This window comes from Thiocystis violacea (genome assembly GCF_016583565.1).
Lineage (GTDB): Bacteria > Pseudomonadota > Gammaproteobacteria > Chromatiales > Chromatiaceae > Thiorhodococcus > Thiorhodococcus violaceus_A.
Window position 1 is genome coordinate 19,737 of the sequence record NZ_NRRF01000029.1, and the last position, 24,546, is coordinate 44,282.

Annotated in this window: 25 protein-coding genes and 1 tRNA gene; 11 read left to right on the forward strand and 15 right to left on the reverse strand. The window is 63.0% G+C overall.

Features of this window, described 5'->3' with window-relative positions; all coding sequences use genetic code 11:
- Nucleotides 1-43 precede the first annotated feature (43 nt).
- The 7 genes from CKO23_RS13030 to dsrA form a co-directional block, all read right to left on the reverse strand.
- Nucleotides 44-775 (reverse strand): respiratory nitrate reductase subunit gamma, encoded by a 732-nt coding sequence (locus tag CKO23_RS13030; RefSeq protein ID WP_200331822.1) that lies wholly within the window; start codon nucleotides 773-775, stop codon nucleotides 44-46.
- A gap of 86 nt (nucleotides 776-861) precedes the next feature.
- On the reverse strand, nucleotides 862-1,200 hold the full coding sequence (locus CKO23_RS13035) for a TusE/DsrC/DsvC family sulfur relay protein (RefSeq protein WP_200331824.1): 339 nt from the start codon (nucleotides 1,198-1,200) through the stop codon (nucleotides 862-864).
- 37 nt (nucleotides 1,201-1,237) lie between these two features.
- Nucleotides 1,238-1,546 carry a sulfurtransferase complex subunit TusB gene (tusB, locus tag CKO23_RS13040; protein ID WP_200331826.1) on the reverse strand — a complete coding sequence of 103 codons (309 nt, stop codon included), beginning with the start codon at nucleotides 1,544-1,546 and terminating at the stop codon, nucleotides 1,238-1,240.
- Nucleotides 1,547-1,577: 31 nt separating this feature from the next.
- Nucleotides 1,578-1,988, reverse strand: a complete 411-nt coding sequence (tusC, locus tag CKO23_RS13045) for a sulfurtransferase complex subunit TusC (protein WP_200331828.1) — start codon at nucleotides 1,986-1,988, stop codon at nucleotides 1,578-1,580.
- A gap of 12 nt (nucleotides 1,989-2,000) precedes the next feature.
- A complete protein-coding gene (gene tusD / locus CKO23_RS13050; protein WP_200331830.1) occupies nucleotides 2,001-2,393 on the reverse strand; it encodes a sulfurtransferase complex subunit TusD in 393 nt (130 codons plus the stop codon).
- Nucleotides 2,394-2,581: 188 nt separating this feature from the next.
- On the reverse strand, nucleotides 2,582-3,652 hold the full coding sequence (gene dsrB / locus CKO23_RS13055) for a dissimilatory-type sulfite reductase subunit beta (RefSeq protein ID WP_200331832.1): 1,071 nt from the start codon (nucleotides 3,650-3,652) through the stop codon (nucleotides 2,582-2,584).
- Between the two features lie 74 nt (nucleotides 3,653-3,726).
- Nucleotides 3,727-4,980, reverse strand: a complete 1,254-nt coding sequence (dsrA, locus tag CKO23_RS13060; protein WP_200331834.1) for a dissimilatory-type sulfite reductase subunit alpha — start codon at nucleotides 4,978-4,980, stop codon at nucleotides 3,727-3,729.
- 454 nt (nucleotides 4,981-5,434) lie between these two features.
- On the opposite strand from dsrA, the gene CKO23_RS13065 reads away from it, so the two are divergent.
- The 5 genes from CKO23_RS13065 to CKO23_RS13085 all read left to right on the forward strand — a co-directional run bounded on the left by CKO23_RS13065 (nucleotide 5,435) and on the right by CKO23_RS13085 (nucleotide 8,655).
- The gene (locus tag CKO23_RS13065) at nucleotides 5,435-6,466 is read left to right on the forward strand and encodes a TauD/TfdA family dioxygenase (RefSeq protein ID WP_200331898.1); all 1,032 of its coding nucleotides are present in this window, start codon (nucleotides 5,435-5,437) and stop codon (nucleotides 6,464-6,466) included.
- An 8-nt stretch (nucleotides 6,467-6,474) separates the two neighbouring features.
- On the forward strand, nucleotides 6,475-6,666 hold the full coding sequence (locus CKO23_RS13070) for a sulfur relay protein DsrC (RefSeq protein WP_200331836.1): 192 nt from the start codon (nucleotides 6,475-6,477) through the stop codon (nucleotides 6,664-6,666).
- Nucleotides 6,667-6,688: 22 nt separating this feature from the next.
- A complete protein-coding gene (locus CKO23_RS13075) occupies nucleotides 6,689-7,408 on the forward strand; it encodes a hypothetical protein (RefSeq protein WP_200331838.1) in 720 nt (239 codons plus the stop codon).
- A 65-nt stretch (nucleotides 7,409-7,473) separates the two neighbouring features.
- Nucleotides 7,474-8,172: a type I-MYXAN CRISPR-associated protein Cas6/Cmx6 gene (cas6, locus tag CKO23_RS13080; RefSeq protein ID WP_200331840.1), complete on the forward strand. Its 699-nt coding sequence runs from the start codon at nucleotides 7,474-7,476 to the stop codon at nucleotides 8,170-8,172.
- A 144-nt stretch (nucleotides 8,173-8,316) separates the two neighbouring features.
- Nucleotides 8,317-8,655, forward strand: coding sequence for a TusE/DsrC/DsvC family sulfur relay protein (locus CKO23_RS13085; RefSeq protein ID WP_200331841.1), 339 nt, complete (start codon nucleotides 8,317-8,319; stop codon nucleotides 8,653-8,655).
- Nucleotides 8,656-8,771: 116 nt separating this feature from the next.
- Here the strand turns inward: CKO23_RS13085 and CKO23_RS13090 are convergent, their stop codons facing one another.
- Nucleotides 8,772-10,673 (reverse strand): hypothetical protein, encoded by a 1,902-nt coding sequence (locus CKO23_RS13090; RefSeq protein ID WP_200331843.1) that lies wholly within the window; start codon nucleotides 10,671-10,673, stop codon nucleotides 8,772-8,774.
- A gap of 466 nt (nucleotides 10,674-11,139) precedes the next feature.
- On the opposite strand from CKO23_RS13090, the gene CKO23_RS13095 reads away from it, so the two are divergent.
- Nucleotides 11,140-11,475, forward strand: a complete 336-nt coding sequence (locus tag CKO23_RS13095; protein ID WP_200331845.1) for a hypothetical protein — start codon at nucleotides 11,140-11,142, stop codon at nucleotides 11,473-11,475.
- A 103-nt stretch (nucleotides 11,476-11,578) separates the two neighbouring features.
- Here CKO23_RS13095 and CKO23_RS13100 read toward each other — a convergent pair whose 3' ends face one another.
- The 4 genes from CKO23_RS13100 to CKO23_RS13115 form a co-directional block, all read right to left on the reverse strand.
- Nucleotides 11,579-12,805 carry an HD-GYP domain-containing protein gene (locus tag CKO23_RS13100; RefSeq protein ID WP_200331847.1) on the reverse strand — a complete coding sequence of 409 codons (1,227 nt, stop codon included), beginning with the start codon at nucleotides 12,803-12,805 and terminating at the stop codon, nucleotides 11,579-11,581.
- Between the two features lie 314 nt (nucleotides 12,806-13,119).
- A tRNA-Met gene (locus CKO23_RS13105) sits at nucleotides 13,120-13,196 on the reverse strand.
- A 119-nt stretch (nucleotides 13,197-13,315) separates the two neighbouring features.
- Entirely contained in the window at nucleotides 13,316-14,779 is a 1,464-nt protein-coding gene (locus CKO23_RS13110; protein ID WP_200331849.1) for a c-type cytochrome, read from the reverse strand.
- A 158-nt stretch (nucleotides 14,780-14,937) separates the two neighbouring features.
- Nucleotides 14,938-15,114: a hypothetical protein gene (locus CKO23_RS13115; RefSeq protein ID WP_200331851.1), complete on the reverse strand. Its 177-nt coding sequence runs from the start codon at nucleotides 15,112-15,114 to the stop codon at nucleotides 14,938-14,940.
- Nucleotides 15,115-15,210: 96 nt separating this feature from the next.
- Here CKO23_RS13115 and CKO23_RS13120 point away from each other — a divergent pair, with 96 nt between their 5' ends.
- The 5 genes from CKO23_RS13120 to CKO23_RS13140 all read left to right on the forward strand — a co-directional run bounded on the left by CKO23_RS13120 (nucleotide 15,211) and on the right by CKO23_RS13140 (nucleotide 19,240).
- Nucleotides 15,211-16,209 carry a TRAP transporter substrate-binding protein gene (locus CKO23_RS13120; RefSeq protein WP_200331853.1) on the forward strand — a complete coding sequence of 333 codons (999 nt, stop codon included), beginning with the start codon at nucleotides 15,211-15,213 and terminating at the stop codon, nucleotides 16,207-16,209.
- Between the two features lie 113 nt (nucleotides 16,210-16,322).
- Entirely contained in the window at nucleotides 16,323-16,868 is a 546-nt protein-coding gene (locus tag CKO23_RS13125; protein ID WP_200331855.1) for a TRAP transporter small permease, read from the forward strand.
- Complete coding sequence (locus CKO23_RS13130) at nucleotides 16,865-18,265, forward strand: TRAP transporter large permease (protein ID WP_200331857.1); 1,401 nt, start codon at nucleotides 16,865-16,867, stop codon at nucleotides 18,263-18,265. Before CKO23_RS13125 ends, CKO23_RS13130 begins: the two co-directional genes overlap by 4 nt.
- 43 nt (nucleotides 18,266-18,308) lie before the next feature.
- A complete protein-coding gene (locus CKO23_RS13135; protein WP_242482416.1) occupies nucleotides 18,309-18,809 on the forward strand; it encodes a universal stress protein in 501 nt (166 codons plus the stop codon).
- A gap of 104 nt (nucleotides 18,810-18,913) precedes the next feature.
- Nucleotides 18,914-19,240, forward strand: a complete 327-nt coding sequence (locus CKO23_RS13140; protein WP_200331861.1) for a DMT family transporter — start codon at nucleotides 18,914-18,916, stop codon at nucleotides 19,238-19,240.
- Between the two features lie 88 nt (nucleotides 19,241-19,328).
- Here the strand turns inward: CKO23_RS13140 and CKO23_RS13145 are convergent, their stop codons facing one another.
- The 3 genes from CKO23_RS13145 to CKO23_RS13155 form a co-directional block, all read right to left on the reverse strand.
- Nucleotides 19,329-20,924, reverse strand: coding sequence for a S8 family peptidase (locus CKO23_RS13145; RefSeq protein ID WP_200331863.1), 1,596 nt, complete (start codon nucleotides 20,922-20,924; stop codon nucleotides 19,329-19,331).
- 341 nt (nucleotides 20,925-21,265) lie between these two features.
- The gene (locus CKO23_RS13150) at nucleotides 21,266-23,002 is read right to left on the reverse strand and encodes an OPT/YSL family transporter (protein ID WP_200331864.1); all 1,737 of its coding nucleotides are present in this window, start codon (nucleotides 23,000-23,002) and stop codon (nucleotides 21,266-21,268) included.
- Nucleotides 23,003-23,124: 122 nt separating this feature from the next.
- On the reverse strand, nucleotides 23,125-24,384 hold the full coding sequence (locus CKO23_RS13155) for an alpha/beta hydrolase (protein ID WP_242482417.1): 1,260 nt from the start codon (nucleotides 24,382-24,384) through the stop codon (nucleotides 23,125-23,127).
- Between the last annotated feature and the right edge of the window lie 162 nt (nucleotides 24,385-24,546).

The following is a 24,546-nucleotide window of genomic DNA, read 5'->3' on the forward strand; positions in this document are numbered from 1 at the left end:
CGGAAGACGACTCGGATCGCGGGATGGTCGGATTGCGACGGTCCTATGGCTGGTCGAGTCTTTTCGCCCAGGGCGCGATGTGCCGTTGCTCACGCGGGTTGTCGACCTGGTTGCGGGTCGGGCTGAAGAAGAGTCCCGGCGCATGCAGGAGCTTGCTGTACGGAAAGATGATCATCAGAGAGGCGACCAGGAACAGGTGGAGCAGAAGGAGCGGATCACCCGGCAAGGGTTTGATGTCGAAACTGTAAAGACCCAGAAAAAAGGTCTTGATCTCAACCACATCGGTGTGGAAGACGAACTTCATCAACAGACCGCTGCAGCCAATCAGAATGAGCAGCCCGAGGATAAGATGATCCGAGGTTGAGGTGATGTACTTCACACGGTCGACGAAGAAGCGCCTTGACCAGAGCCCGGCAAGCCCCACGATCATCGCCAGGCCGCCATAGATTCCAAAAGGCTGGACGAGTTCGATCGGAAACGGGACCGGCTCCATGAAGTAGCGCAGGTGTCGCAGCGTCACCATGAAGAGCCCAAAGTGAAACATCCAGCCGAAGATCCAGGTCCACTTATTGCCGCGGAACAGGCTCTCGAAGAGGACGACTTCGCGCATCATCCTGAATACGACGCCACTGCGCGTCGTCGGAGCCGGGGTCGTCGGGATCTTCAGGGGCGCCGGAGTACGCGAGTACTGGACGATCTTGAAGACCAGGCCGGCGACGAGCACGAAAGCGGCGAAGTAAAACAGGAAGGCGTAGAAGTTCGTCAGAAACGCCATGTTTCCGCTACCTCAGTGGATCTTTATTGTGGTCCGGCAAGCCGGCGCGACCACGAAGGTCGCGCGGCTCACCGGCGGATCAGCTGTTAGACGCAGCCGGTCGGCTTCGGGAGGCCGGCGAAGCGGCAAGCCTGCTTGGCCGGTCCGTAGGGGAACAGGCTATAGAGGTACTTGCTGTTGCCCTTCTCCTTGCCCAGCTTCTTGCCGACGGCCTTGGTCAGCACGCGAACGGCTGGAGCGATCTGGTATTCCTCGTAATACTCGCGGAGGAAGTTGATGATGTCCCAGTGCTCGTCGGTCAGCTCCAGGTTGTCCTGCTTGGCCATGACGCCAGCCACACCCGGAACCCAGTCGTTCAGGTCGGCCAGATAGCCCTCTTCGTCCACGGCAAATTGCTTGCCATCAACTTCGATCGTGTCAGACATCGCGATATTCCTCTCTTCGGTTTCTGTAAAACGAAAGCTACAACCAGGCCTGAACCGTGTCGTTTTCCGCGGTTAGGTCCACGAAACCCGCATAGTCCACGACGCTGATTCCAGCGATAACGCGCTCTTCGCGAAAACCCCGCGCCTTCAGATCGGGGCCGAGCACGTAGATTTTGAGTTTGTCGAGCGCTCCGGCGACCTGGGTCTCCACGCTCGTCCCGGACAGAGCGGCGTAGATCCCATCTTCGAACAACAGGACGGCGGCGCCCTCGGTGGCAAACTTCAGGCAGGATTCTAACGAATTCCGCTCGAAGGGTGATTTATTCACGGTGTGCAGAATGGTCATTGGGACGACTCCCGAGATTCCTTAGAGCGTTCTAGAAACTGAAGATTGCGTCGGATTCGTTCATCAGCTCGCTGACGCGTGCCGCATCCACGACTTCGACGATGTTCTCGATCTCTTCCTCAGTCTCGAAATCCTCCCAGGCGATCTCGACCAGGTCTTCTTGGGTGAGCCCGCGGGCCTCCAGCGAGGCGCGATCCACGAAGATCCGCTTGACCTCATAGTCGCCCAGGGTGCGATAGGTCGGGGAGAAGTTCTTCATCCCGATCCCTTTCGTATCCTGCCCCTTGGTGAGCTGGTAGACGCCGTCATCCACGAACATGACGCACACGTCCTGATCGAAGGCCGCACCGATGAGCACGACCTCCAGGGCCTCCCACGCGTAGATGGTGCCGTAAGGGGCCTTACGATTCAGGTACATGAATTTCTTCACGACTTCCGACATGTCTTAGCCCCCTTAATCGCCGAAGACGATGAGACGGTCGGCCTGGATCGCCGCCTCGACCAGCTGCCCGAGCCCGGAAATCCGGAACCTGGGATGGATGTTGGTGGCGTCCTTGCCATTGCGGCCAGCCTCACCCTCGTCCACGACACCGCGACGTTGGGCCGCGGCCACGCAGACGACCATGTCGAGATCGTGTTGTTCGGCCAGCTCCGCCCAGCGGTTGACGATGTGACGGTCATCCTGCGGCGGCGTCGTCAGACGCGTCGAGTTATTGACACCATCGTGATAGAAGAAGACACGGAAGATCTCATGCCCCTTCTCCAGCGCGGCCTTCGCGAACATGTAGGCCGAGTCGGACGCCTGGTGCTGATAGGGTCCCTCGTTGATCTGAAGTGCGAACTTCATGTCGACCTCGGAATAGAGTTGTCAGTGGTCAGTGGTCAGTGGTCAGTTGTCAGTAATTGGGACGCATGGCCCCTGCCGCCTCACGCCCGCAGCTGGGGCTTGGCGGGGGATGGCCGGGACGCAGCGCCGGATCATCCGGCGCCAAGCGTTCCATCACCGCCCCGAAATCGGGACAACCCCGCTTCTTCTCAGAACCGGATGTAGGACGAGCTGTTGAAGCTCGCGCGTGCTCCGCGCCAGGTATCGATGTGATACTTGGTGAACGGCAGCTCGACCTCCTCGAAGAAACGAGGCCAGCCGATGCGCTCTATCCACTCGTTGATCCGCTCCCAATCCTTGGCGCCTTCCTTGTACGCCTTGAGGATGCGCTTGACGATGGCGGTCGCCTCGGGCCAGCGCGGCGGATTATTGGGGATACCGGCGGCGACCAGCTTCTGGAAGGTCGGCTTGCCGCGGGCGTTGGAGTGGTTGCCACCGACCCAGATCGCCAGCTTGGAGTGCTCCGCGTCGTTGATCTGCATGGGCGGACAGGGCGGGAAGCAGGCACCGCAGCAGATGCACTTGCGCTCGTCGACTTCCAGCGACGGCTTGCCGTTGACCATGGCCGGGCGGATGGCCGCGACCGGGCAACGCGCGACGACCGAGGGGCGTTCGCAGACGTTGGCGACCAGATCGTGGTTGATCTTCGGCGGCTTGGTGTGCTGGATGTTGATGGCGATATCGCCCTGCCCGCCGCAGTTGATCTGGCAGCAGGAGGTCGTGATATGCACCCGGTTGGGCATGGTGGCGTTGCGGAACTCGTCGATGAGTTCGTCCATCATGGACTTCACCACGCCCGAGGCATCGGTGCCCGGGATGTCGCAGTGCAGCCAGCCCTGGGTGTGCGAGATCATGGCCACCGAGTTCTGGGTTCCGCCGACCACGAAGCCAGCGCCTTCCAGGGCGTCGATCAACGGCTGAACCTTGGACTCCTCGCTCACCATGTACTCGATATTGGAGCGCAGGGTGAAGTGGACGTAGCCGTCCGCGAACTGGTCGCCGATATCGCACAGCTTGCGCAGCGAGAAGACGTCCAGGATACGCTGGGTGCCGGCCTTGACCGTCCAGATCTTGTCACCGCTGTAGGCGACGTGCAGCAGCACACCCGGGCGCGGGTGCTCGTGATACTTCCACATCCCGAAGTTTTTCCGCATTACGGGATGCAGGTACTGCCAGGGATCTGGACAGCCTGACTCGATTGGCTCGCGCATTTCCGCCATTGCCTAATCCTCCGAATGATTCTGTTCGAATGGTTCAGTTCAGGTGATGAGTATGGTCGTCAGTTCGGGGCGGCTCAGTTGCCGGCCTCGGCCTGACGCGCGAACCATTCCTCGGCGGCCTCGTCCCAGCCATCCATGCGGATGTAGGAGCTCTGGCGCGGGTGGCTCAGCATATTGGGGTCCGGCTCGATGCCGATGCCGTCCAGGAAGTTGGCCAAGCCGATGCGCTCGATCATCTCGCCGCAACGCTCGTGCTCCAGGCCGTTCTCGGCCCAGAAATCGATGATGGTTTCAGCCATCTCGACCATGGACTCGTAGTCTTCCTCGGTCTCCAGCTTCTTGAAGGGAACCACGACGGTTCCCATCAGGTCGCCGATCTTGAGCGTGCGCTTACCACCGATGAGGATGGTGACACCCTTGTCGTCCCCAGGATGGAGCGCCTTGGGCATGACGTTGAGGCAGTGCATGCAGCGCACGCAGTCGCGGTTGTTGACGTTCAGCGTGTCGTCGTCGTTGAGCGACAGCGCCTGGGTCGGGCAGCGCGTGATCACGTTGTCGACGTAGTACTGGCGGCCCTTGTCGGCGATGTAGTTCTTGACCTCGGCCTGATCGACCTTCATGTCGTCGCGCCAGGTGCCCAGGACCGCGAAGTCGGAGCGCTCGATGGCGTTCTGGCAGTCGTTGGCGCAGCCGGAGACCTTGAACTTGAACTTGTAGGGAAGCGCCGGACGGTGAACGTCGTCGACGAAGTTGTTGACGAGCATCCGGTGAGCCTTCAGCTCGTTGGTGCAGGACATCTCGCAACGTGCCGCGCCGACGCAGGACATCGCGGTGCGCACGCAGGGGCCGGCGCCGCCGAGGTCCCAGCCGTATTCATTGATCTCGTCGAAGAAATGCTGGGTGTTGTGGGTATCCGTCCCGATGAACATGATATTGCCGGTCTGGCCGTGGAAGGTGACCAGGCCCGAGCCGTATTTTTCCCAGCTGTCGGCCAACTGGCGCAGCATGGCCGTCGAGTAGTGGTTGCCCGCTGGCGGCTGGACGCGCAGGGTGTGGAATTCCTTCGACTTGGGGAAGGCCTTACCCACCTCGGAGAAGCGGGGAATGATGCCGCCGCCATAACCGAAGACCGACACCGTCCCCCCTTTCCAGTAGCCCTTACGGGTCTCGTAAGAGTGCTCGAGCTGACCCAACAAGTCGTTGGTCATTTCGTTGATGCGCGGCTCTGGATGCTCGTCGCGCAGGCGCTTGATGCCTGAGATGAAGCTTGGCCAGGGGCCCGTTTCAAGCTGGTCGAGCATCGGGGTCGTGTGCTTATCGATCGCCATTGCGCGGTCTCTCCTATCGATTAACCAGGAAAGTGAGTGGTTTTTCGCGTGCACGAGCGGGTTGCGGCGGCCTTGCCGGAGCAACAGGTTCATACATCACGTCACATCTGAGTTGGAGGTGGTGGTACCGACTATGTGCGTCGTCTGTTTTCGTACCGGCAGCCCCATCGGCATTTCTTAATGTACCGATTGACTGTAAGCCCGCCCATTCCACGATTGGGGGGGATATCTACCCCACCTCTATCCCTTTCGGGATATGGCCTTTCCCATCTCGGTCGAACGGCGCCCCGCATCCCTTGACCCACCGGATGTCGCGACCCTTGCCCTCCCCTGTCGCGACCCACAATCTTGAGCCCATCGCGCCAGGATGCTACAAGGCACCGGGCAAAAAGGCCAATGTTTCGTAATATTACTATTTTCTGATATGCCCGGACAAGCGTTGGACCAGACACACATGTTCGACCCCATGGATCTCGACGATCAGGACGCCTACCTGCGGTGGCGCCGCCTCAAGCTCGCGCACTACCCCGCGGGGATCGAGCGCATCCGCATCGAGATCGACGACCTCCACCACCCGACCGCGGCGGAGCTGGACGCCATCAAGACGCGCGTCGCCCGCTTCAACATGGCCCTGATTCAGGCCCGCCCCGAAGACGTCTGCCCGGCGGGCGTGCTCGCCGTCGGCCGGGCATTGGGACTTCAGCGCACCGACGCCAACCTCTTTGCCGACACTCGCGCGGTGAGCCACATCGAGGCCGCGACGGCGACGCGGGACAACGCGGGCGGTGGCGCGCGACGCACGGACTTCATTCCCTATACCAATCGGCCGTTGAGCTGGCATACCGACGGCTACTACAACGCGCCCGAGGACCAGGTCGAAGCCTGGACACTCTTCTGCGTGCGTCCGGCGCATCGGGGCGGCGTCAACGCCCTCCTGGATCCCGAAATCGCCTACATCCGCCTCAGGGACGACTCGCCGCGCCATATCGAGGCACTGACCCATCCGCGGGCGCTCCTCATCCCAGCGCACACCCAGGCCGAGGAAACGCTGCGCCCGGCGCGCATCGGACCGGTCTTCTCGGTCCGCCGGGGACACTTGCACATGCGCTATTCAGCCCGTGGAAAGCATGTCGTCTGGCGCGACAACGCCGCGACCGCGCTGGCCCGCAAGGCCCTGGATCAGTTGTTTTCGTCCGCGGACGCCTTCACCTTCCACCACAGGTTGGAGCCCGGAGAAGGCATCGTTTCGAACAACGTGCTCCACAACCGATCAGGATTCGAGGATCTCCCAGCGGGTCGCTCAGGGCGACTGCTCTATCGGGTTCGCTACCGCGACAGAATCGAAACCAAGATCGCGGGAGAGCGGCCCACCTCGCCGGGCGCCCCTACCATGGAACACCGCACCCAGCCTTCGGGCGTGCAGGAGGAGACCAGCGGCCCACGCGGCCAGGTCCAGATTCACCATCCAATCGAAAGGAACGGTTAGGACACCCCATGCTAAAGCTGAGTGAAATCCTTGTAGCCAATCAAGGTATCGAATCCTTCGAGGCGCTGATCCCGCTGGTACAGGACGTCGCCCGATCAGGAGAGCGCTTCTTCCGCATGGACGTCAAGCCACCCTACCCGGACACACCGGAGAACTGGGAGGACCGACTCGAGGCCGCTTTCAGCGGACTCCTTCGTTAACACAGGCCGAAGGCAGTCGACCATGAAGCAATTCGACCTACTCACCGCACGGCTACCAGACACCGCGGCCGACTCCGTCCTTGGATTCGGCGTCGAGACGGCGGCGCTGGAGTCGCACCTCCAAGTCCTGAATGAGCACCTGAGCGAACTGAAACGCAGTGGAGGCTCCGCGCATCACCTTGCCGATTTGCAACTGCAAGTCGCGCGTACCCTGGCCAATCTCGATCGCGGCGCCGAGGCCTGGCCGATGGCACGCACGGCCTTCGATCACTTCATCGAATGGAATCAGTTCGAACTCGCCGCGGATGCGTGCGATGTGCTCTTCCAGGCCAATCAGCCCGACTCCATCGCCGCACTCGGGCACGGCATCTGGATCGCCGTCACCTGCCCGATCGACCCGGAGCTGACGGTCGAGCTGCTCAATCACGTCATCGAGGACACGCCAGACGATGCCGACGGCGCCGCTGTCGCCGCCACCACGGCCCTTTTCCTCGCCGACGTGCGCGCGGAGGGTCGGCAGCGCGAGGATCTGATGTTCTTCGCCACCCAACTGCTTGGCCTGGTCGCCCGGCGTCATAGCGGCGTCGACTCCCCCGCACAGCTCGACGAGTGGATGGAACGCCTGGAGCTCAAGGAGCCGGAGAAGTTCCTGGTCCGATTGCGCAACGTCGTCGACGTCCTGGTGCAGGACAACTGGTGGTTCGACCGCGAGGCACTCCAAGAGCGCTTACCCCTCGCCTGAGATCGGGCGCACGTCGCTGGACGACCCATCCGCCGCACACAGCAGCATCCGCGGAGTGAAATCGCATGTTCTGGTATGAAGACGAAACGACGGAAGACTCGAACGGCGCGGAGGAGATCGTCGATATCCTCTTCTCGATCGAATGCAAGCGCATCCCCGTCGACCACGCCTATCTGCTCTCCGCGGCCATTCAGTCAGCCATCCCCTGGATTGCCCGGGAGCCGCTCATTGGCATCCATAGCATCCACGTCGCCGGCTCACAAAATGGCTGGGAGCGCCCGGAGCATGGACCGGACTCGCTGCTCATGGTCTCGCGTCGGACCAAGCTCTGCATTCGCGCGCCCAAGGCCCGCGCCGACGAGCTGCTGGCCGCGCTGCCTGGCGTCCAGCTAGAGGTCGCCGGCAACGGCATCGCCCTCGGATCCGGCAAGATCAAGCCCCTGAGCACCGAAACGACCCTCTTCACCCGCTACCTGGCCACGGGGGCCGACTCCGAGCCGGAGCTGACCGAAGCGCATTTCCTGGAGTTGGCCGCGCGAGCGCTCACAGAGATGGATATCAAGATCCGCAAGGCCCTCTGCGGCAAGGCCACTCGGCTGCAAGGCCCAAATGGCCCGATCCACACCCGCAGCCTCATGCTCTCCGGCCTCACCAAGGACGAGTCCATGCGGCTCCAGCAGCTGGGACTAGGTCCCCATCGCCTCATGGGATGCGGCATTTTCATCCCCCACAAAGGCATCGACTCGGTCAAGAAGGCGTCCTGAGCGGCCACCAGGCATGGATTCGCCAACAACCGGGTGACTCGTTCATCATAAAATCATAAAATTCTGAGGTTTGAACCAACCGACGAACCGAGTGGCCGGTGAACTGACCACTCATGACTTCATGATGAATCGAGGAGCAAGAAGATGGCCATCGAGGTAAATGGCAAAAGCATCGCAACGACCGAGACCGGTTATCTTGAGAGCCACGCCGATTGGGATGAGGACGTGGCGCGCAAGCTGGCCGAGATCGAGGGAATCGCGCTCACGGACAAGCACTGGGATGTGATCAACTACCTGCGCGACGAATACATCAACAACGGCCAGAACCAGCCGATGGAGCGGGCCGTGCTCAAGGACCTGGGCAAGATGTGGGGCAGCAAGCCCACGAGCAAGGACCTCTACCAGCTCTTCCCGCTTGCGCCGACGAAGCAGGGCACCAAGATCGCCGGTCTACCAGCCGTCAATCGCAAGGGCGGGTACTGACGCCCCGTCGAAACCGGACGAAAGGCCGGCGATTCGCCGGCCTTTTTCGTAGCGCGCCGAGCTGGCGCAGTCCCGAGCGTCACGTCCGCGCGCCCTCCCCCTCTTTCAGACATTGCCTAGTCGGTCGCCGACACATCCTGCCAGTCCGCCTGATCGCGCGCACCCTTGGGGCCGTCCATCCCGACGCCCGTGATCAGGGATGCCCAGGGGTCCGCGTCCTTGGCTTCCAACTGATCCGGAACACAGGCGTCATCGGCGGCGAAACAGCCGCCGAAGGCGAGCGGATTGGCGGCCTGCTCGACCCCGGTGGGAAGATCCGGTGGCACGATGGGCAGCGCCCAGCTGAAGGGGGCGATGTTGGCGTCCCGGCCATGGACGAAGTCCTGATCTTCGACGATGGTGCGATAGGCCTTGTCGAGCGCCAGCGCCCGCTCGGCCGAGGGCATCAATGCCTGGCTGATGTCGGTGTGGAGCCGTGCGAAGGCCTCGGCCCTGGGCGTCTTGTCGGCGTTGAAGAAGCGCCCCCGCAGCTCCGCGTTGTCCAGGAAGTCACTGCCCGATCGGGTGTACATCAGATAGTCGCTGTACTCGTACTGCACACCGGCGCCCTGGATCTCAACCTTGGGTTCGTCGAGACCCGAGGCATCCTTCTGCGACCAGTGATACCAACCCCGTTGATGGGCACCGGCATCGAGCTTGCGGGCGAAGGCGAAGGTGGTATCCGTGGTCGCACCCAGTCCGCTGTGGCAACCCATACAGTAGAGGCTCTCCTCCTGGCTCTGCGGTCGCAGACTGCCGTCCGCGGCCTCGATGAATCCCTGGTAGACCCAGCCCTGCGCGAAGAGACCACGCTCATAGTCCCCGGGCACCTCTTTGATGGTGTTGTTCTCGTACTCGCGCCGCTCGGCGTTCTCCCGGTCGACCAGGCCCTTCAACTCTCTGTAGTTGTACCAGCTCTGCTTGCGCGCATAGCGCAGCTCCTTCATCCGCGCGGCCGGCTGAACCCGGCCCTCCTCTGTCAGGTCCAGATAGCGGAGGCTCTGCAGAAACTCAGTCCCCTCGGGAAAGAGGCCAGCGGCCAACTGCAGCTTGCCCGCCGTCTGCTGCTCACCGGCCTGCCCGAGATAGGACATCGTCCGGCCCTCGAGCGGTGCCCAGTCGTAACGCACCAGGTTGGTCCAGCCAAGGCTGCCGTCTTTGTTGAGATCGCTCCGGTAGAGGTTCTCATCGACCGGGTCGATGGCCACGTCCGCGCCCTTGACGAGGGATTCCACGATGGCCAGATTGAGCGCGTAGAGGGTCGGATCCAGCTCGCCCTGGCCGTTGCGGCGAAAGGCCTCGGGCAGCCGAATCAACACGTCCCCGGCCGAGCCGTTAGTCGGCCAGTAGGTGCCTGGCGTGGGGTAGTAGGCAAAGGCGCGCCAGCCGGTGTAGCCATCATCCGGGTCGAGGTCGAAGCCCTGTGAATCGAAGCGGAAATAGGCGTCGGGGCGATAGCCGTCCCAGTGGTGATCGCCATCCAGGTCCCAGGTCACCGGCAAGTCCGCCAGGCGCTGGGCGAGGATCAGCTCGCCCGCTTCCGTCACATAGTTGCTGGTGCGCACGGCCTCGAGGATCTCGCCATCGCCGAGACTTTCGATGCGGGCGGAGCGGTCTTCGAAGAGGTTCGACCAGGGATTGGTCAGGCCCTGCTCGGTCATCTGATAGCTGAGCTGGAAATCGCTGTCGTCCAGGTAGTTGGGAACCTTGCCGCGTTGATGGCAGACGTAACAAGGATTCAGCACCGCATTGGTCTCGTCCCGATTGAGAACGTAGCACTGGGGCGCGATGTAGGCGAAGCGGTTGCGGATGCGGGTATTGCGGAGGTCGAGATGCCCCTGCGCGTCCGAGCCGGATGACCCGGCATCACCCATTGCCAGCGGAACCACTGTGCTCGGGAGGACGGCGAATGCGAGCGCGACCAAACTCAGCGCGAGTGCCGTCGCCCCCAAGGCCGCGACTGGATGCTTGTACCTCACGGGACCACCTGTTGATCGGGTCCGCCACGGGGCTGATCGGAAGCGCCCGGCGCGGCGTTACCCCTTGAACGTCACAAGGAAATCGAACGCTACACCAGCACGTCGGCGAGCGCTGTGAAGATTGGATGACAGGGGCGCAGTGAGCCCAAGGCAGAGGGGCGCGAAGCCGTTGCGCGATGAAAAAACCGAGGAAATCGCGCCGGCAAGATTCGAGTTGTAAGTAGTCTTACGGACTTGGCTGTGGTGTTAAACCCACTATAATTATAAGCTTGTAGGCACCGCCTTCCTGTTCCCCTCGTGCGCGAGTGGGAAAGCCCCTACAAGAGCGCTGGGCAAACCCAGATCAAAAGGTCCATAATGAATACCCAGATGGGTTGCGGACGCACTGGGTTCTTAGAAGAGACCGAACGCGACTGCCCGAGTCGGAATCAGCCGACGAAGTGCAAACCACAGGAGGATGGCTGTCATGCCCATGATCACGTCTTTTATCGCGAGCGAGGATCGGCTCGATCTCTCCTTCCACGGCAACCTCGATCTCACGATCACAGAGGAAGTCTGCCAGCTCTTTACCGCCATTCCGTCCACGCTGCGCACCTGCATCATGGACCTAACCGGCCTGGACCGCGTCTTCGACTCAGGAATGGCGTTGCTTTGGCTGCTCAACGAGCGCCTCAAACGCATCGGTGCGACGGTCGTGATCCTGAGCGATCACCCGGAGATTCTCAAGCGCGTGCCGCGCATCATGAGCAACGCGTTGAGCGTCATCCCGCAGGACTCCGGTCTGGCGACACAGATGCGCTAATCGGAATCGGCCAGGGGATCCCTGGCTGACGCGCACTCATCGCCGCATCCAAGAGGATGCGGCTTTTTTGTGCGGCATGACAATCGGCAACCCAACCGCCACCCTACCGCAGCGGCATCTGCAGAATCTCCTCCGGGTCGATGCGCCAGCGCTGCGTTGACTCGGCACTCAGGATGCGATCCTTGCCCCCTCTGCCCTGCGCCGAAAGGTCCAAGTCCTGAATGGGTAAATAGCGGCGATGCTTGGCATCCATCACGATGCGCACCACGGGGCTGAACAGCTCATCACGCCCCGCCTCGATGACCACGGCAAGCCGTTTGCTCTCAAGCATGACGAGCGTGCCAACCGGATAGATGCCCACGCACCGGATGAACTGCTGCACCAACTGCGGATCGAAGTGATGGCTGCTCCATTCCAACACTTTGCGCAACGCCTGGTGGGGTTCCATGCCCTTGTGATAGACACGATCCGACGTGATGGCGTCATAGACATCGACGATGGATGCCATTTTGCCGAACAGGGTGATCTGATCGAGCCGCTTGCCGTCCGGATAACCGCTCGCATCCGCGCGCTCATGGTGCTCGGCCGCCACCGCCAAGGCCGCCGCCGGCATCCCAGGGATGCTCGATAGAACATCGCGGCTATGGACCACATGACTGCGCATCACGACGAATTCCTCATCCGTCAGCTTGCCGGGCTTGTTGAGGATCTCGTTCGGTACCAGCGTCTTGCCGATATCGTGGAGCAATGCACCGATCCCAATCTCATGGATCAGCGTCTGATCCAACCCCAGGCTTCGGGCGAAAGACACCATGAGCACAGACACATTGACCGAGTGCTCGAAGGTGTAGCGATCCATGCGACGAATGCGGGCCAGGCCCATGAGGGCATTCTGGTTGCGAAAGATCGAGCCAACCATCTCGCTGATCACCGGATTGGCGCGTTCCAGACTGATCTGCTGTCCGAGCCGCACATCCTCCATGAGACCGCTCACCAGATTGATGGCCTCGTTATGGATGCGCTTGGCCTGGGCACGCTCCTTCGCCAAGGAAACGGGGCGCTCAGCCCCAGACTGCGCCCCCGCAATCTCGATCAACTCCTCCTCTAACCCCGCGATCACCTCCGTGTCGGTCGGCGCAGTCGGGAGGTCTAACCCCTTGTCCGTATCGATGTAGAGCTCTCGCGTGCCCGTTCGCAGGATCTGCTGCAACGCCGCCTCGGACTTCACCGCAAATTGGCTGCGCAGAAACCCATGATCCATCCAGCCACAGTTCAAGTCCTGGACATACATCCCCAGCCTGAGATCTTCTACTCGAATCTTTTTGATCATTTTTGAGGATTCATCGGCGCCCTTGCTGCTGTCGATAGTGGGTGGATCCTATCGCCAATCCCCCGAAAAGAGTGTGGGCTAAGTCGTGGATCCGACGCACGACCAAGAGCCGCTCGGAGACTTGACCGGGAGAATTGCCTTTTACGCGCTCCGAGAGACGCAAAATGGGGAGGTCGCGGCAGAAAACGCGGCTCTGCACAGCGCATTCCTAATGGCCCACAAGCTGCCTAGCGTACAACGAGGCCGCGCGCGTCACCATCCGCTCCAGACAAACGAAAAAAGGCCTAGAGGAAAAACCTCTAGGCCTTTTGATATGGTAGCGGGGGCAGGATTTGAACCTACGACCTTCGGGTTATGAGCCCGACGAGCTGCCTGACTGCTCCACCCCGCAACTGAGCTGCTTATACTAGCTTCGGATCCCCTTCCTTGCAACCCCTTTTTCTTACTTACCGACCCATTTCTTTCGTTTCCGGATCGACTCTGGAGTTGCAGGCCCATCCAGCGCGGGCCTTATAGCGTCTTCAAATACTCTAACAGAGCGGCCCGTTCTGCGCTCGTGAGAGCGTCTCCAAAAGAATGGCCCCCGTTTCCGTAGCCCGGAAGGGTGGTGTCGTAGATGCGGTTGCGCTCGTCCCAGCTCATGGCGCCGGATTTTCCCTGCTCCAGCACTCGGTACGCCCAACCCAAGCCTTGCCGATCGTAGGCCGGCAGCTGATCCCCCTCGCGATCGAATGCCCAATACTTCGGACGCCGTTGGCTATCGAGGAGCAGCTCGAGGTTGGGCAAGGACGCATTGTGCAGATAAGGAGCCGTCGCCCAGACGCCATCCAGCGGAGGGGCGATGTACCCGAGAGCAGGAGCGGCCTGTGAGAGTGCTCCGTAGAAGGACCGCTGGAACCATCTGCGAAACCTGTCAGCGTCGCTATATCCCATGCGCGCCAACGCCGGATCCGTCTTCACCTTACCGAGAGCCACGACCTTGTTCGGGTAGCGCCCGCCCTCGCCATGGGATCCGTGGCACTCCTTGCACGTCTGTTGAAAGACGCCCCGCCCCTGCTCCGCCAGGACGGGATCGACGGGAAAGGGGTACTTCGGCGCCCTCAAGGTCGCTAGATAGGCCCGCACGTCGATGAACCAGGCATCGATCGCGGCGGCCTCTTCCACCGAGTCCGCGCAGGCGGTGGATGCCAACATCATGTACCGCGCGTGATCGCCCCGACCCTCGGCGTTGTAGAACAGGGCGCGCTTCTTCCCGAGGTTCCACAGCGGCGGGACGCTGACGGGCAGAGGCTTTTCGGGCGGCGGCTCGATCAGTGGTGTATTCGACCATGCGAGGGTCATCGGATCGCGATGCGCCATCAAGGCCAAGGTGATGTTGTTGGCCGAATTCACACCGACGGTGTCGGTCATGATGTCGTCGGCGATCGCCGTGATGCGGTCGGCCCAACGCCGCCACTCCGCCCGCTCGACCTCGCTCATGTCCACCGCCCCCGCCGCCTCGACGGCGAGCAAGGGATCCTGCGTCATGTCGAGGAACTCGTTTCCGAGCCCGACAATCACCGCATCGCCGAAAACGGCCGCGTGACAGCCGAGGCAGTTGGATGTCACCAGCTCCACGCCGGACCTCGACTGCGTCGCCGTCAGCCTGTACGGCAGCTCCGCGTTTCGCCCAGCACGGCCGGCCAGGCGCTGCTCGCTCTCGACCGGCGCCTCGCCAGCCATTTTGCGGTACACGCGGTCAGGGATGCCGCAAGTGACGATCGACCGGTTGAGGAAGGCGTCGCGCCCCTTCTCCGGGTCTCCCGGACGCTGCGGGAAGGCGGGCACCGAACCCACCTCCGCCTTGTAGATTCCCCCGTGCTCTTCGACACCCTGCTCACAGCCGGTCACGGCGAGAGTGATCAACAAGAGCCCGAGGATGCCGCCGAGGGACAGGTACCCTCGACAAGCACCGAAGGGCCGCCATGGCGTCATGCGTCTGTCGAGGCACGTCATGGCGTAGCCGCGTGCAGTCACTCGGGCATCGAAAACGGGCTGGATTGGAATCTCGATATCTCCTTGCATGCGAATGATTGCCGCGTGCGCGATCCGGTGGCGCGCGAGAATCTCGCCGCCGGCATCACACCACCCTCTCACGGCTCAAGAATGACGACGCCAGTCTTGCCCGTCGAGCCGACTGAAACGCCGTGACGAGAAATAGGATGAGCGGATTTCCGTACCGCAGCATGGGCTCGAATGGGTCGCTTTCCACCCATCTCCTTCACGAGCAACCCCGGCAACCCGACCAGGAAGCCCATGAATTCAGCCATCTGGCCAGCGGCACCGCCTCTGGCCCGTACCTTGCTGATGGTGCTCCGATCCAGACGGATCGGCGAATCACCACACATTTTCGCGAGGACACCAGAATGAAGCGCACCCTAGCCGCACTTACGCTCGCCGCGACCGCCGCCTCGGCGCTGGCGACCGGCATCGCCAGCGCGGCGGACCCCATCGTCATCAAGTTCTCCCACGTGGTTGCGGAAAACACCCCCAAGGGCCTCGCCGCCAACAAGTTCAAGGAGCTGGTCGCGGAGCGACTGGGCGACAAGGTCGTCGTCGAGGTTTACCCCAACTCGCAGTTGTTCGGCGATGACAATGTGCTCGAGGCCATGCAGCTCGGCGATGTCCAGCTGGCCGCGCCCGCGCTCTCGAAGTTCAGCCGTTACACCGACCAGCTCGCGCTCTACGACCTGCCTTTCCTCTTCGAAGACCTGGACGCCGTCGACCGCTTCCAGCAGAGCGACAAGGGTCAGGCGATGCTCGACTCAATGAAGAAGAAGGGCCTCATCGGCCTGGGCTATCTCCATAACGGCATGAAGCAGCTGAGTTCGAGCAAGCCGCTGCGCGTTCCGGACGACGCCAAGGGGCTCAAGTTCCGCATCATGGCCTCGCCCGTGCTCGAGGCGCAGTTCGAGGCGCTCGACGCGGCGCCGCTGAAGAAGCCCTTCTCCGAGGTCTTTACCCTGCTCCAGACCAAGGCCATCGATGGCCAGGAGAACACCTGGTCCAATATCTATTCCAAGAAGTTCTTCGAGGTGCAGCCTTACATTACCGAGACCAATCACGGTCTGCTCGACTACATGGTCGTGACCTCGACCGAATTCTGGACAGGACTGCCGGATGACGTGCGCGCAGGCGTCAAGGGCGCGCTCGACGAGGCCGTCGCCTATGGCAACAAGATCGCGCGCGAGAAGGACATCGAGGACCGTCAGGCCATCATCGACTCCAAGCGCTCCGAGGTCATCGAGCTGACGCCGGAACAACGGGCTCAATGGGTCCAGATCATGAAGCCGGTGTGGAAGACGTTCGAGAAGGAGATCGGCCCCGAGCTGATCGACGCGGCCTACGCGGCGAATCAGAAGTAAGCCGCCTGCGCCTGGATGGGGGCGGCCGCCCGCCCCCATCGGTCGTCGCCGGGCACAGCGCCCGCGACGCCCGCCGCAGCCCCGCTCAACCCTTCAACTCCGGGTCACACGCCATGTTCTTCCGCGTGCTCAATCAGATCGAGGAGGCCGTCATCTCCCTCCTCCTGGTCGGAATCACCCTGCTGGTGTTCTTCGAGGTGATTCTGCGCTTCGTCTTCAACACGGGCCTGACCTGGGGACAGGAGGCGACCCTCTACCTCTCGGCGTGGTTCGTGCTGTTCGGTGTCTCTTACGGGCTCAAGGTCGGCGCCCACATCGGCGTCGATGCCTTCGTGCAACTCTTCTCGCCGCTCGGGCAGCGCCTGATCAGCGCGATCGCGATCCTGCTCTCATTGGTGTACTGCGGGCTGTTCATCCAAGGGGCCTGGGTCTATCTGGGCAAGATGAAGCGGATCGGCATCGATCTGGAGGACATCCCTATCCAGACTTGGATCGCCCAAAGCATCCTGCTGCTCGGACTGGTGATGCTGTCGATCCGCCTGCTTGGACTCTTCTGGGCCGTCATCACCGGCAAGGCAACCGGATTCCTGCGCAATGACGAGGCCAAGGAGAGCATGCACCTGGCCGAGGAGATCAAGCGGGGGGTCGAGACGCCATGACCACGGCCACGCTCTTCCTGCTCCTCTTCGGCTGCATGCTGCTCGGGATGCCGATCGCCATCGCACTCGGCTTCTCCAGCATCGTCACCATCCTGCTGTTCTCCAACGACTCGATCGCCTCCATCACACTGAAGCTGTTCGAGGCCCTGTCAGGGCATTACACGCTGCTCGCGATCCCCTTCTTCATTCTCTCCTCCGCCTTTCTGTCGACAGGCGGCGTGGCCAAGCGACTGATTCGCTTCGCGACCGATATCGTCGGACACATCCGCGGCGGACTGGCCATGGCCTCGGTGCTGGCCTGTATGCTGTTCGCGGCCGTGTCGGGCTCCTCCCCGGCGACCGTCGCGGCCATCGGCACCATTGTCATCGTCGGTATGGTCAAATCCGGGTATCCGAAGTCCTTTGCCGCGGGCGTCATCACCAACGCGGGGACACTGGGCATCCTCATCCCGCCGTCCATCGTCATGCTGGTCTACGCCGCGGCGACCGAGGTCTCGGCCGCCCGCATGTTCATGGCCGGCTTCATCCCGGGCATCCTCATGGGCCTCCTGCTGATGATCGCCATCTACATCGCCGCGCGGATCAAGGGGCTGCCGTCGCAGCCCTGGCCGGGCTTTCGGGAGGTGCTGAGCGCCGGCTTCAGTGCCTCCGGCGGCATCCTGCTGATCGTCATCGTGCTGGGCTCCATCTACGGCGGCGTCGCGAGCCCGACGGAGGCCGCGGCCGTCTCCGCCGTCTACGCCTTTCTGGTCGCGGTGATCGGTTATCGCGATATCGGCCCCTTGAAACGCACCCCTTGGCGCCAAGCGGGCGAAGGCGTGGGCCGCCTGCTGGTGAGAAACCTCTGGCAAGTCCCGCTCGCGATTCCACGCAGCTTCGCCAATCCGGAGGTTCGCAAGGTCGTGCTGGACGCCGCCAAGGTCTCCATCATGCTGCTCTTCATCATCGCCAACGCCATGCTCTTCGCGCATGTCCTGACGACCGAGCGCATCCCGCATCAGATCGCCGAGACGATCGTCGAGTGGGGACTCTCGCCCTGGATGTTCCTCGTCGTGGTCAACATCCTGCTGCTGATCGCCGGCAACTTCATGGAGCCCTCGGCGATCCTGCTCATCATGGCGCCCATCCTCTTCCCGATCGCCACCCAGCTGGGGATCGATCCCATCCATCTCGGCATCATCATGGTCGTGAACATGGAGATCGGGATGCTGACGCCGCCCGTGGGCTTGAATCTCTTCGTCACCGCGGGCATCACGGGCGAGAGCATGGGCTGGGTCATCAAGTCGGTGCTGCCCTGGATGCTGCTGCTCCTTGGTTTCTTGATGCTGATTACCTATGTCCCGCAGATCTCGCTCTTCCTGCCGGAATACATCGACAGACTTCAGGGCTACAACTGAACCTCAGGCTACAACTGAACCGCGGGGCCAAAGCCGACCTATGATGCCGACCTACACGCACATCCTTTACGCGACCGACCTGGGCCGTTACACGCGCCCGGTCTTTCGCAACGCCGTCGCGCTCGCGCAATACAGCAACGCGCGCATCACCATGCTGCATGTGGTGGAACCCTTGGGCAACACGGGGCGCGCGGTGATCGGCGCCTATCTGCCAGACGTGGACGTCCATCGGATCGAGCAGGAGGCATTGAAGGAGATCCTGGCGACCATGCACAAGCGCCTGAGCAAGTTCTGCGAGGACGAACTCAACGCCGCGCCCGCGGACATCGAGGCGGACATCGTCGATGCGCTGGAGGTCGCGAGCGGCCTGCCATCGGAGGAGATCATCAAGACGGCCGAGGCGCGCGACGCGGACCTCATCGTCATGGGCACCTGTACGCACGCACTCCTAGGTCGCTCGTCGGTCGGTTCGACGGCCCGCAAGGTCATCCAGCACAGCCATATCCCCGTGCTGCTGGTGCCGAACGTGGCGCCGCATCGGTGAGGCCGGTTGCGCCGCTGTCCGTCCGGCGCGACGCCTCGGCGCGCGTCGGGTCGGACCTGGACGCGAGCCGCCGGGCGTGGCGCATCGGCGGCTCCGCCTAGCCGATGGCCTGGATCTATCTCTTCGCCGCCGGCCTCTGCGAGTGGGGCTGGCCCATCGGCCTGAAGCTAGGGCTCAGTGAGTCGGGGCTGCGCTGGGGCTGGATCGGCTTCGCCGTCGTCTGCATGATCGCCAGCGGAGCGCTGCTTCTGGTAGCCCAGAAGACCATCCCCATGGGCACCGCCTATGCCGTGTGGACCGGCATCGGCGCGGTGGGCACCTTCGCACTCGGCATTCTCGTCTTCGCCGAACCCGCCACCCTGGCGCGCTTCTTCTTCGTTGGACTCATCGTCATCGGGATCCTTGGGCTCAAGCTGGTTTCGCCCGGCTGAGGATTCGTCGCTCCACACACCAAGCCGCGCCTGCCGCATCGCGGCGATGCGGCGCGTCGGCAGTCGCTTGTGGTGATGCCGGGTGGATTCAGCCCGTCGGACAGCCGACCGGACCGATCCGTGCTTGGAAGAGCCCCCCCACCCGCACCGCAAAGCCCTTGTTGAGCCGGATCTGGCGACCTGCGTTGAATGAGACGGCCGCGTCCGAGGCGATGACGAGGTTCCCGGAGGTGAGAATGTCGTTGCCGGAGCGCACCTCGCCAATGCCTAGAAAGAGACCGGGCGCTAGCGAGATCGAGCTTGCCGAGCACTCGAGCCCAAGCGCGAGGTCGACGTTGATCCGACGCATATCGGTCACCTGACCACCACTGCGGCTATCGTCCACGGAGGCTCCGGTCGCCTGCAAGGACTCGAGGACCACATCGACACTTGCCTTGGGCTGGGATTGCCTGAGCACCGCCCAGGCACCGGCGACATGCGGCGCCGCCATGGAGGTGCCGCTCAAGGTTTCCGTGCCACCACCAGGAACCGACGAGGTGATCGAGGATCCCGGGGCGAGCAGGCTCATGAAGGGGGCCACGTTCGAGAACTCGGCCACCACATCGTCATCGTCGGTCGCACCGACGCTAATCGCACTGGAGATGCAGGCAGGCGCTCCAATACTGTCTTTGCAGAGACTATTCCCAGACGACACAACCGTTGCGATGCCCGCGTTGCGCAGGTTGTCGATCGCGGCCTTACGCAGGGCATTGTCAGCGTCGCACAGGTTCTGATCGTTATAGCATCCACCAGCAAGACTCATGTTGACTGCGGCGATGGCATACTGATGGCGAAGCTCATAGACCCGCTCCAACCCCTTCACCTGATCGCTCTTATACGACAGGGCGCAAGGCGATGGCCGACTGCCGCAAGCCGTGCCTTCGATGCGCGAGAAGACTTGAATCGAAACCAGATCAGCGCCCGGCGCGACGCCGAAGTTCGGGCCGATGCCGTCATTGCCGGCGACGATCCCCGCCGTGTGCGTCCCATCCTTGCAGCCGGAAATCGCAGTAGAGCAGTTGACACCAGAGCCAACGGCCACGGATTCAGCAACTCCGCCGGGGCATAGGCTCGTCGACCCGTAGGTCGCGGCGGTCGTCGAATAGCAGGCTTCAGAGACGACTTTGTTGCCGCCCGTACTGAAGAACGGATGGGTCTTGTCGATACCCGTATCCAAGACAGCCACGACCTGACCGCTGCCGTCGTAACCCATTGCCCATGCCGACTCGGCGCCAATGACGAGATTGCTGCTCTCCATCGTCGGTGGCGTTGGGACATCCTCCTCGATCCACCGCACCTGCGGCAAGGACGCAAGCACCTCTAGCGCGTCCGCGTCGAGCTCAAGGGCCATGCCTGGGACATACTTGAAACTCGCCCGAACCTGCGCCTGGAGACCGGCCAACAGATCAGCAACGTTGCTCTGCGCGGAAGCGATCGATGCGCGCTGTCGGATGACGGCATCCGTCGAATCCCACCGGCCCTCGGACAGAAAGCCGTGTTGCACATCGAACCCGACAAGAACCCGGATGCGCCCCTTGGCCCTGGCGCGGTTCACCAGGGCAGGCAGAACACTCCACTTGGCCTGGCTGCCCCATCCATCGAAGAGATCCCCATCCGCGGCACCCGCGACGTCATGGGTGAGCAACGACTGAGGCAGCCCTGACGACCCGGGAAGATCCGAAGCCGCAACGCTCGCAGCCCAAGGGGAGAGACATAGGATGACGAGGGCGGTTGCATGACACGGAAATCGAGTGAGCAAGACGCGCACCTCCTCTCATGAAAGATGATGAATAGCCTCACTTCTACCCCGCCCTGCCAGGTGCGTCGAGCGCAGCGGACAGCAGCCTCTCCATTCTGAGATGAACGTCTCAACTTGACGCGGCACAGGTGTGCAAAGCCCCAAGAAGTTCGACAAGCACATGGAATCGTCTTCGCCGAACGCGCATCGCATGATCGATCGACGCTCGCTCCATGGTCGATCCCGGTTCACTCCAAGATGCCGACCAGGGCACGGGCGACGCCCGTCAGGCTCTCGCCCGCGATGAGCCCGGAGGCCGCGGCGATCAGGAAACGCTGCGCCACCGTCGGGTTCCAACGCTCCAGCAGCTTTGCGACGAGACTGCCGAAGAACATGGTGATGGAGAGCGACGCCGGGATGACCATGGCCAGTCCCAAGGCCGGCATGCTCGGCAGCCAGCGCGGACCGCGGCGATGCTCGAGGATGGATGCCAGGATGCCGATCATCCCGCCGATCCCCACCGCCCAGAGCGCGCTCGCCGGCACCGAGGACAGCCCATGGCTCAACGTCTCCGCCACCACCTTCCAGGTCGCGACGGCCGGCGCCGGCCACTCCTCCGTGATCAGCATGGCTGCCGGATCTGGGATGAGACTCAGGTAGACCAGGCTGCCGATCAGGCTGCCCGTGAGCACGCCAAAGATCTGCGCGACCACCTGCAGACGCGGCGGCGCCCCGATGGCGTGCCCGGCCTTGAAGTCGTTGAGCAGATCGGCGCTCTGTCCGGCCGCGCCGCCGGCGACATTGGCCCCAATGAGATTGGCGGTCATCTCCCCCGGCGCCATCACCCCGGTGCCGAGCTGCGACACCTTGCCGATGGCGCCGATCGGCGGAATGCCCGTCTCGCCCACGACGCGGGAAGCCACCATGGCCAGCAGGAAGGCGATGGGCACGGCCAGCGTAGCGATCAGCCAATGGATACCGAAGAAGCCAACCTGCGCCATGACCACCAGGGCACTCGCCACCATCAAGCCCAGTAGACGCGGCCAAGTCTCGCCATCTGCCGCTGCGTCCGGACGCAACTCGGAGCCCTTGCGACGGCTGGCGTAGGCATGGAGGGCGAGCTTGGTGAGCGCGGCGCTGACCATGAGCGCGACGCCCGGCCACAGCAGCCACTCGATCATGGCGGCGAACCAGATGGCATCCGCATCCGCCTCACCGGGCGTCACGAATCCCTGATACAGCCCCCATGGCCCAAGCATGCCCCAGGACAGGATGCCGCCGAGCAGCAATGAGACCCCCGCGCGAAAGCCGATGATGGCGCCGAACCCCGCCAGCATGAGCGAAGGATCCAGGGTGAAGGTCAGGTTCTTGGCGCTGACCGAGCCAAGGCCCGCGAGCTTGCCGAGCGCCGGGAGACTGAAGCCCAGGCTCGGCCGCGGCAGCGCCAGCCAGCCCGTGTCCAGCCACTTGAGCCCACCGGCGACGGCCATGCTCGTCAGCAGCACGCGCAGCCTGAGCGCCGCCTCGCGACTCTTGTCGAACAGCTCCAGCAAGGTCTCCGCCGTGGCGCGGCCGGTCGGAAAAGGCAGACCCGAGCGCAGGATGAGCGAGTCGCGCAGATACCAGGCCACCCAGATGCCGAGGAAGCTCACCGCGAAGACCCAGGCCACCAGCTGGCCGGTCGGCGGATTCGCGCCGGTCAGCATGGCCAGGGCCGGGATGGGCGCCACCAGGCCGCCCGAGATGATGTTCGCGGAGGATGAGGCCGTGGTCTGCGCGATATTGGCCTCGCCCACCCCGAGCGGCCGGCCGAGACTCAGCCGATCGAGCAGGGCCCAGAAGCCCGACGCGATCAGCAGCGCGATGATGGAGACGTTGAAGGACCAGCCGATCTTGAGACCCGAGTAGATATTGCAGGGGGTCAGCAGCGCGCCCAGGAGGATTCCGGTCAGAATGGCGCGAAGGGTCAGTTGTCTGTCTGGCACGGCCGGGGCTCCCTCTCGTCATCCGCGCCAGGAGCGCGCGGGATCCGCTCCGATCCTAACAGCGCGGGCAAGGCAATGACATGCGGCCCGGCTCGGGAGCCCGCGCACCGGACCGCCGAGGCTCAGCGGCCGCCGGCCGTCTGGGTCGCGCCCTTCGGAAACTCCCAGGTGATGGGTCCCGTCTGCACCAGCGGCCGCCCCGGCTCGCCGGGCGCGCGGCCGAAACGCACCAGCTCGATCAGGTCCGAACTGACCTCTGGATTGCTGGTGAAGTAGGAGTGTCCGAAGATGTCGGTGCGCTCTCCGTCGTAGACGATGAGGTCCATGTCCCCCCATTTGGAGAAGTACGCCTGGGCCGCCGGTGTGATGTCTTCCGGTCGGAGCTGACCGACGCGATTGCGGCTCCTGAAGAGGAATTGTGACAGACGCAGCGCGCGATCCTCCGGCGAGGCATAGATGGTCAGTCGGCCGCGCAGCAGATTGGGCACGAATTCGGTATCCCAGGCGGCGATGAGGTCCGGGTCCGAGCCGAAGGCCTCGACCTTCTGCGTCGCCACATCCACGTCGATGTCGGGCGACATCAGCACGACGTTCTCGATCTTCAGCGACTTCGCCGGCTCGATGCCCGCCGCGATTGACTCGATCGCCAGTTCGCGCAAGGCGCCGAGCAGGACGGCGGTCCCCCGGCTGTGGGCCAGGAGTTGGAGCCCCTCGACGCCCGGCGTCTGAGCGATGAGGCGAATGGCCTTTTTGAGATGGCCAACCGAGTATTCGGCCGATTCGGTCGTGTTGGTGTAGGAAATCAGGAAGCTCCCCGACGAGGAGGCGGGCCAGGTGAAAAAGCCGCAGACGTGGCGATGGGCGAAGAAATGGCACAGCTCGGCCGCCGTATAGGAGGCCGTCGCGAAGGTCTCATTGAAGCCATGCACGTAGAGCATGACCTGCTTGCTCGGCGCATTCTTCAGCCGCCGCCGCAGCTCGCCCTGGAAATGCGCCTTCGCCAGGGCGTGTCGCGCGACGACGCCAGGCGTGCGAACCGTCTTGCCGGCGGCGGTGCGCTCGATGTCGTAGGGCTCGGTCGGAAAGCGGCCCAGCTCCTTGACCGCGCCCAGCTCCAGATGGATGTCCTGCGTGCGCTGCGCGAGCAGACTCTGCCGCTCCAGCGTCGCCCAATCCGCCACCGGTGTCATCTCCACGATGGCCGAACCGAAACCGATGGAGCGCGAGCGCACCTCGCCGTAGGGCAGCACCGCCTCCTTCGCCAGGTCCGGCAGTCGGTCCGTGACGTAGAGCAGATCGACGTTCGTGCGGCGCAGATCGGCCGCCACCTCACCAAAGGGCGCGCTCTCGGGGTGGGCGGCGTAAATGCTGGGGGTCGGCATCAGCGACCGCGCGGAGCTCGCGCAGCCAGCCATCACGAGGGCAGCGGCACAGCAGAGAAGAAGACGCGCCCTTAGCGGGCGACTCGATCTGGGTCGCATGGCCATATCACAGGTGCTCCATGTCGCAATACCGTCGAGAGGTAGCGATTCCGCCCGGACGAT

What these genes read in the sequence shown, in the direction of transcription:
- CKO23_RS13030 (WP_200331822.1), bottom strand. Translation starts at nt 775, where the DNA reads ATGGCGTTTCTGACGAACTTCTACGCCTTCCTGTTTTACTTCGCCGCT.
- CKO23_RS13035 (WP_200331824.1), bottom strand. Translation starts at nt 1,200, where the DNA reads ATGTCTGACACGATCGAAGTTGATGGCAAGCAATTTGCCGTGGACGAA.
- tusB (WP_200331826.1), bottom strand. Translation starts at nt 1,546, where the DNA reads ATGACCATTCTGCACACCGTGAATAAATCACCCTTCGAGCGGAATTCG.
- tusC (WP_200331828.1), bottom strand. Translation starts at nt 1,988, where the DNA reads ATGTCGGAAGTCGTGAAGAAATTCATGTACCTGAATCGTAAGGCCCCT.
- tusD (WP_200331830.1), bottom strand. Translation starts at nt 2,393, where the DNA reads ATGAAGTTCGCACTTCAGATCAACGAGGGACCCTATCAGCACCAGGCG.
- dsrB (WP_200331832.1), bottom strand. Translation starts at nt 3,652, where the DNA reads ATGGCGGAAATGCGCGAGCCAATCGAGTCAGGCTGTCCAGATCCCTGG.
- dsrA (WP_200331834.1), bottom strand. Translation starts at nt 4,980, where the DNA reads ATGGCGATCGATAAGCACACGACCCCGATGCTCGACCAGCTTGAAACG.
- CKO23_RS13065 (WP_200331898.1), top strand. Translation starts at nt 5,435, where the DNA reads ATGTTCGACCCCATGGATCTCGACGATCAGGACGCCTACCTGCGGTGG.
- CKO23_RS13070 (WP_200331836.1), top strand. Translation starts at nt 6,475, where the DNA reads ATGCTAAAGCTGAGTGAAATCCTTGTAGCCAATCAAGGTATCGAATCC.
- CKO23_RS13075 (WP_200331838.1), top strand. Translation starts at nt 6,689, where the DNA reads ATGAAGCAATTCGACCTACTCACCGCACGGCTACCAGACACCGCGGCC.
- cas6 (WP_200331840.1), top strand. Translation starts at nt 7,474, where the DNA reads ATGTTCTGGTATGAAGACGAAACGACGGAAGACTCGAACGGCGCGGAG.
- CKO23_RS13085 (WP_200331841.1), top strand. Translation starts at nt 8,317, where the DNA reads ATGGCCATCGAGGTAAATGGCAAAAGCATCGCAACGACCGAGACCGGT.
- CKO23_RS13095 (WP_200331845.1), top strand. Translation starts at nt 11,140, where the DNA reads ATGCCCATGATCACGTCTTTTATCGCGAGCGAGGATCGGCTCGATCTC.
- CKO23_RS13100 (WP_200331847.1), bottom strand. Translation starts at nt 12,805, where the DNA reads ATGATCAAAAAGATTCGAGTAGAAGATCTCAGGCTGGGGATGTATGTC.
- CKO23_RS13110 (WP_200331849.1), bottom strand. Translation starts at nt 14,779, where the DNA reads ATGACGCCATGGCGGCCCTTCGGTGCTTGTCGAGGGTACCTGTCCCTC.
- CKO23_RS13115 (WP_200331851.1), bottom strand. Translation starts at nt 15,114, where the DNA reads ATGGCTGAATTCATGGGCTTCCTGGTCGGGTTGCCGGGGTTGCTCGTG.
- CKO23_RS13120 (WP_200331853.1), top strand. Translation starts at nt 15,211, where the DNA reads ATGAAGCGCACCCTAGCCGCACTTACGCTCGCCGCGACCGCCGCCTCG.
- CKO23_RS13125 (WP_200331855.1), top strand. Translation starts at nt 16,323, where the DNA reads ATGTTCTTCCGCGTGCTCAATCAGATCGAGGAGGCCGTCATCTCCCTC.
- CKO23_RS13130 (WP_200331857.1), top strand. Translation starts at nt 16,865, where the DNA reads ATGACCACGGCCACGCTCTTCCTGCTCCTCTTCGGCTGCATGCTGCTC.
- CKO23_RS13135 (WP_242482416.1), top strand. Translation starts at nt 18,309, where the DNA reads ATGCCGACCTACACGCACATCCTTTACGCGACCGACCTGGGCCGTTAC.
- CKO23_RS13140 (WP_200331861.1), top strand. Translation starts at nt 18,914, where the DNA reads ATGGCCTGGATCTATCTCTTCGCCGCCGGCCTCTGCGAGTGGGGCTGG.
- CKO23_RS13155 (WP_242482417.1), bottom strand. Translation starts at nt 24,384, where the DNA reads ATGCCGACCCCCAGCATTTACGCCGCCCACCCCGAGAGCGCGCCCTTT.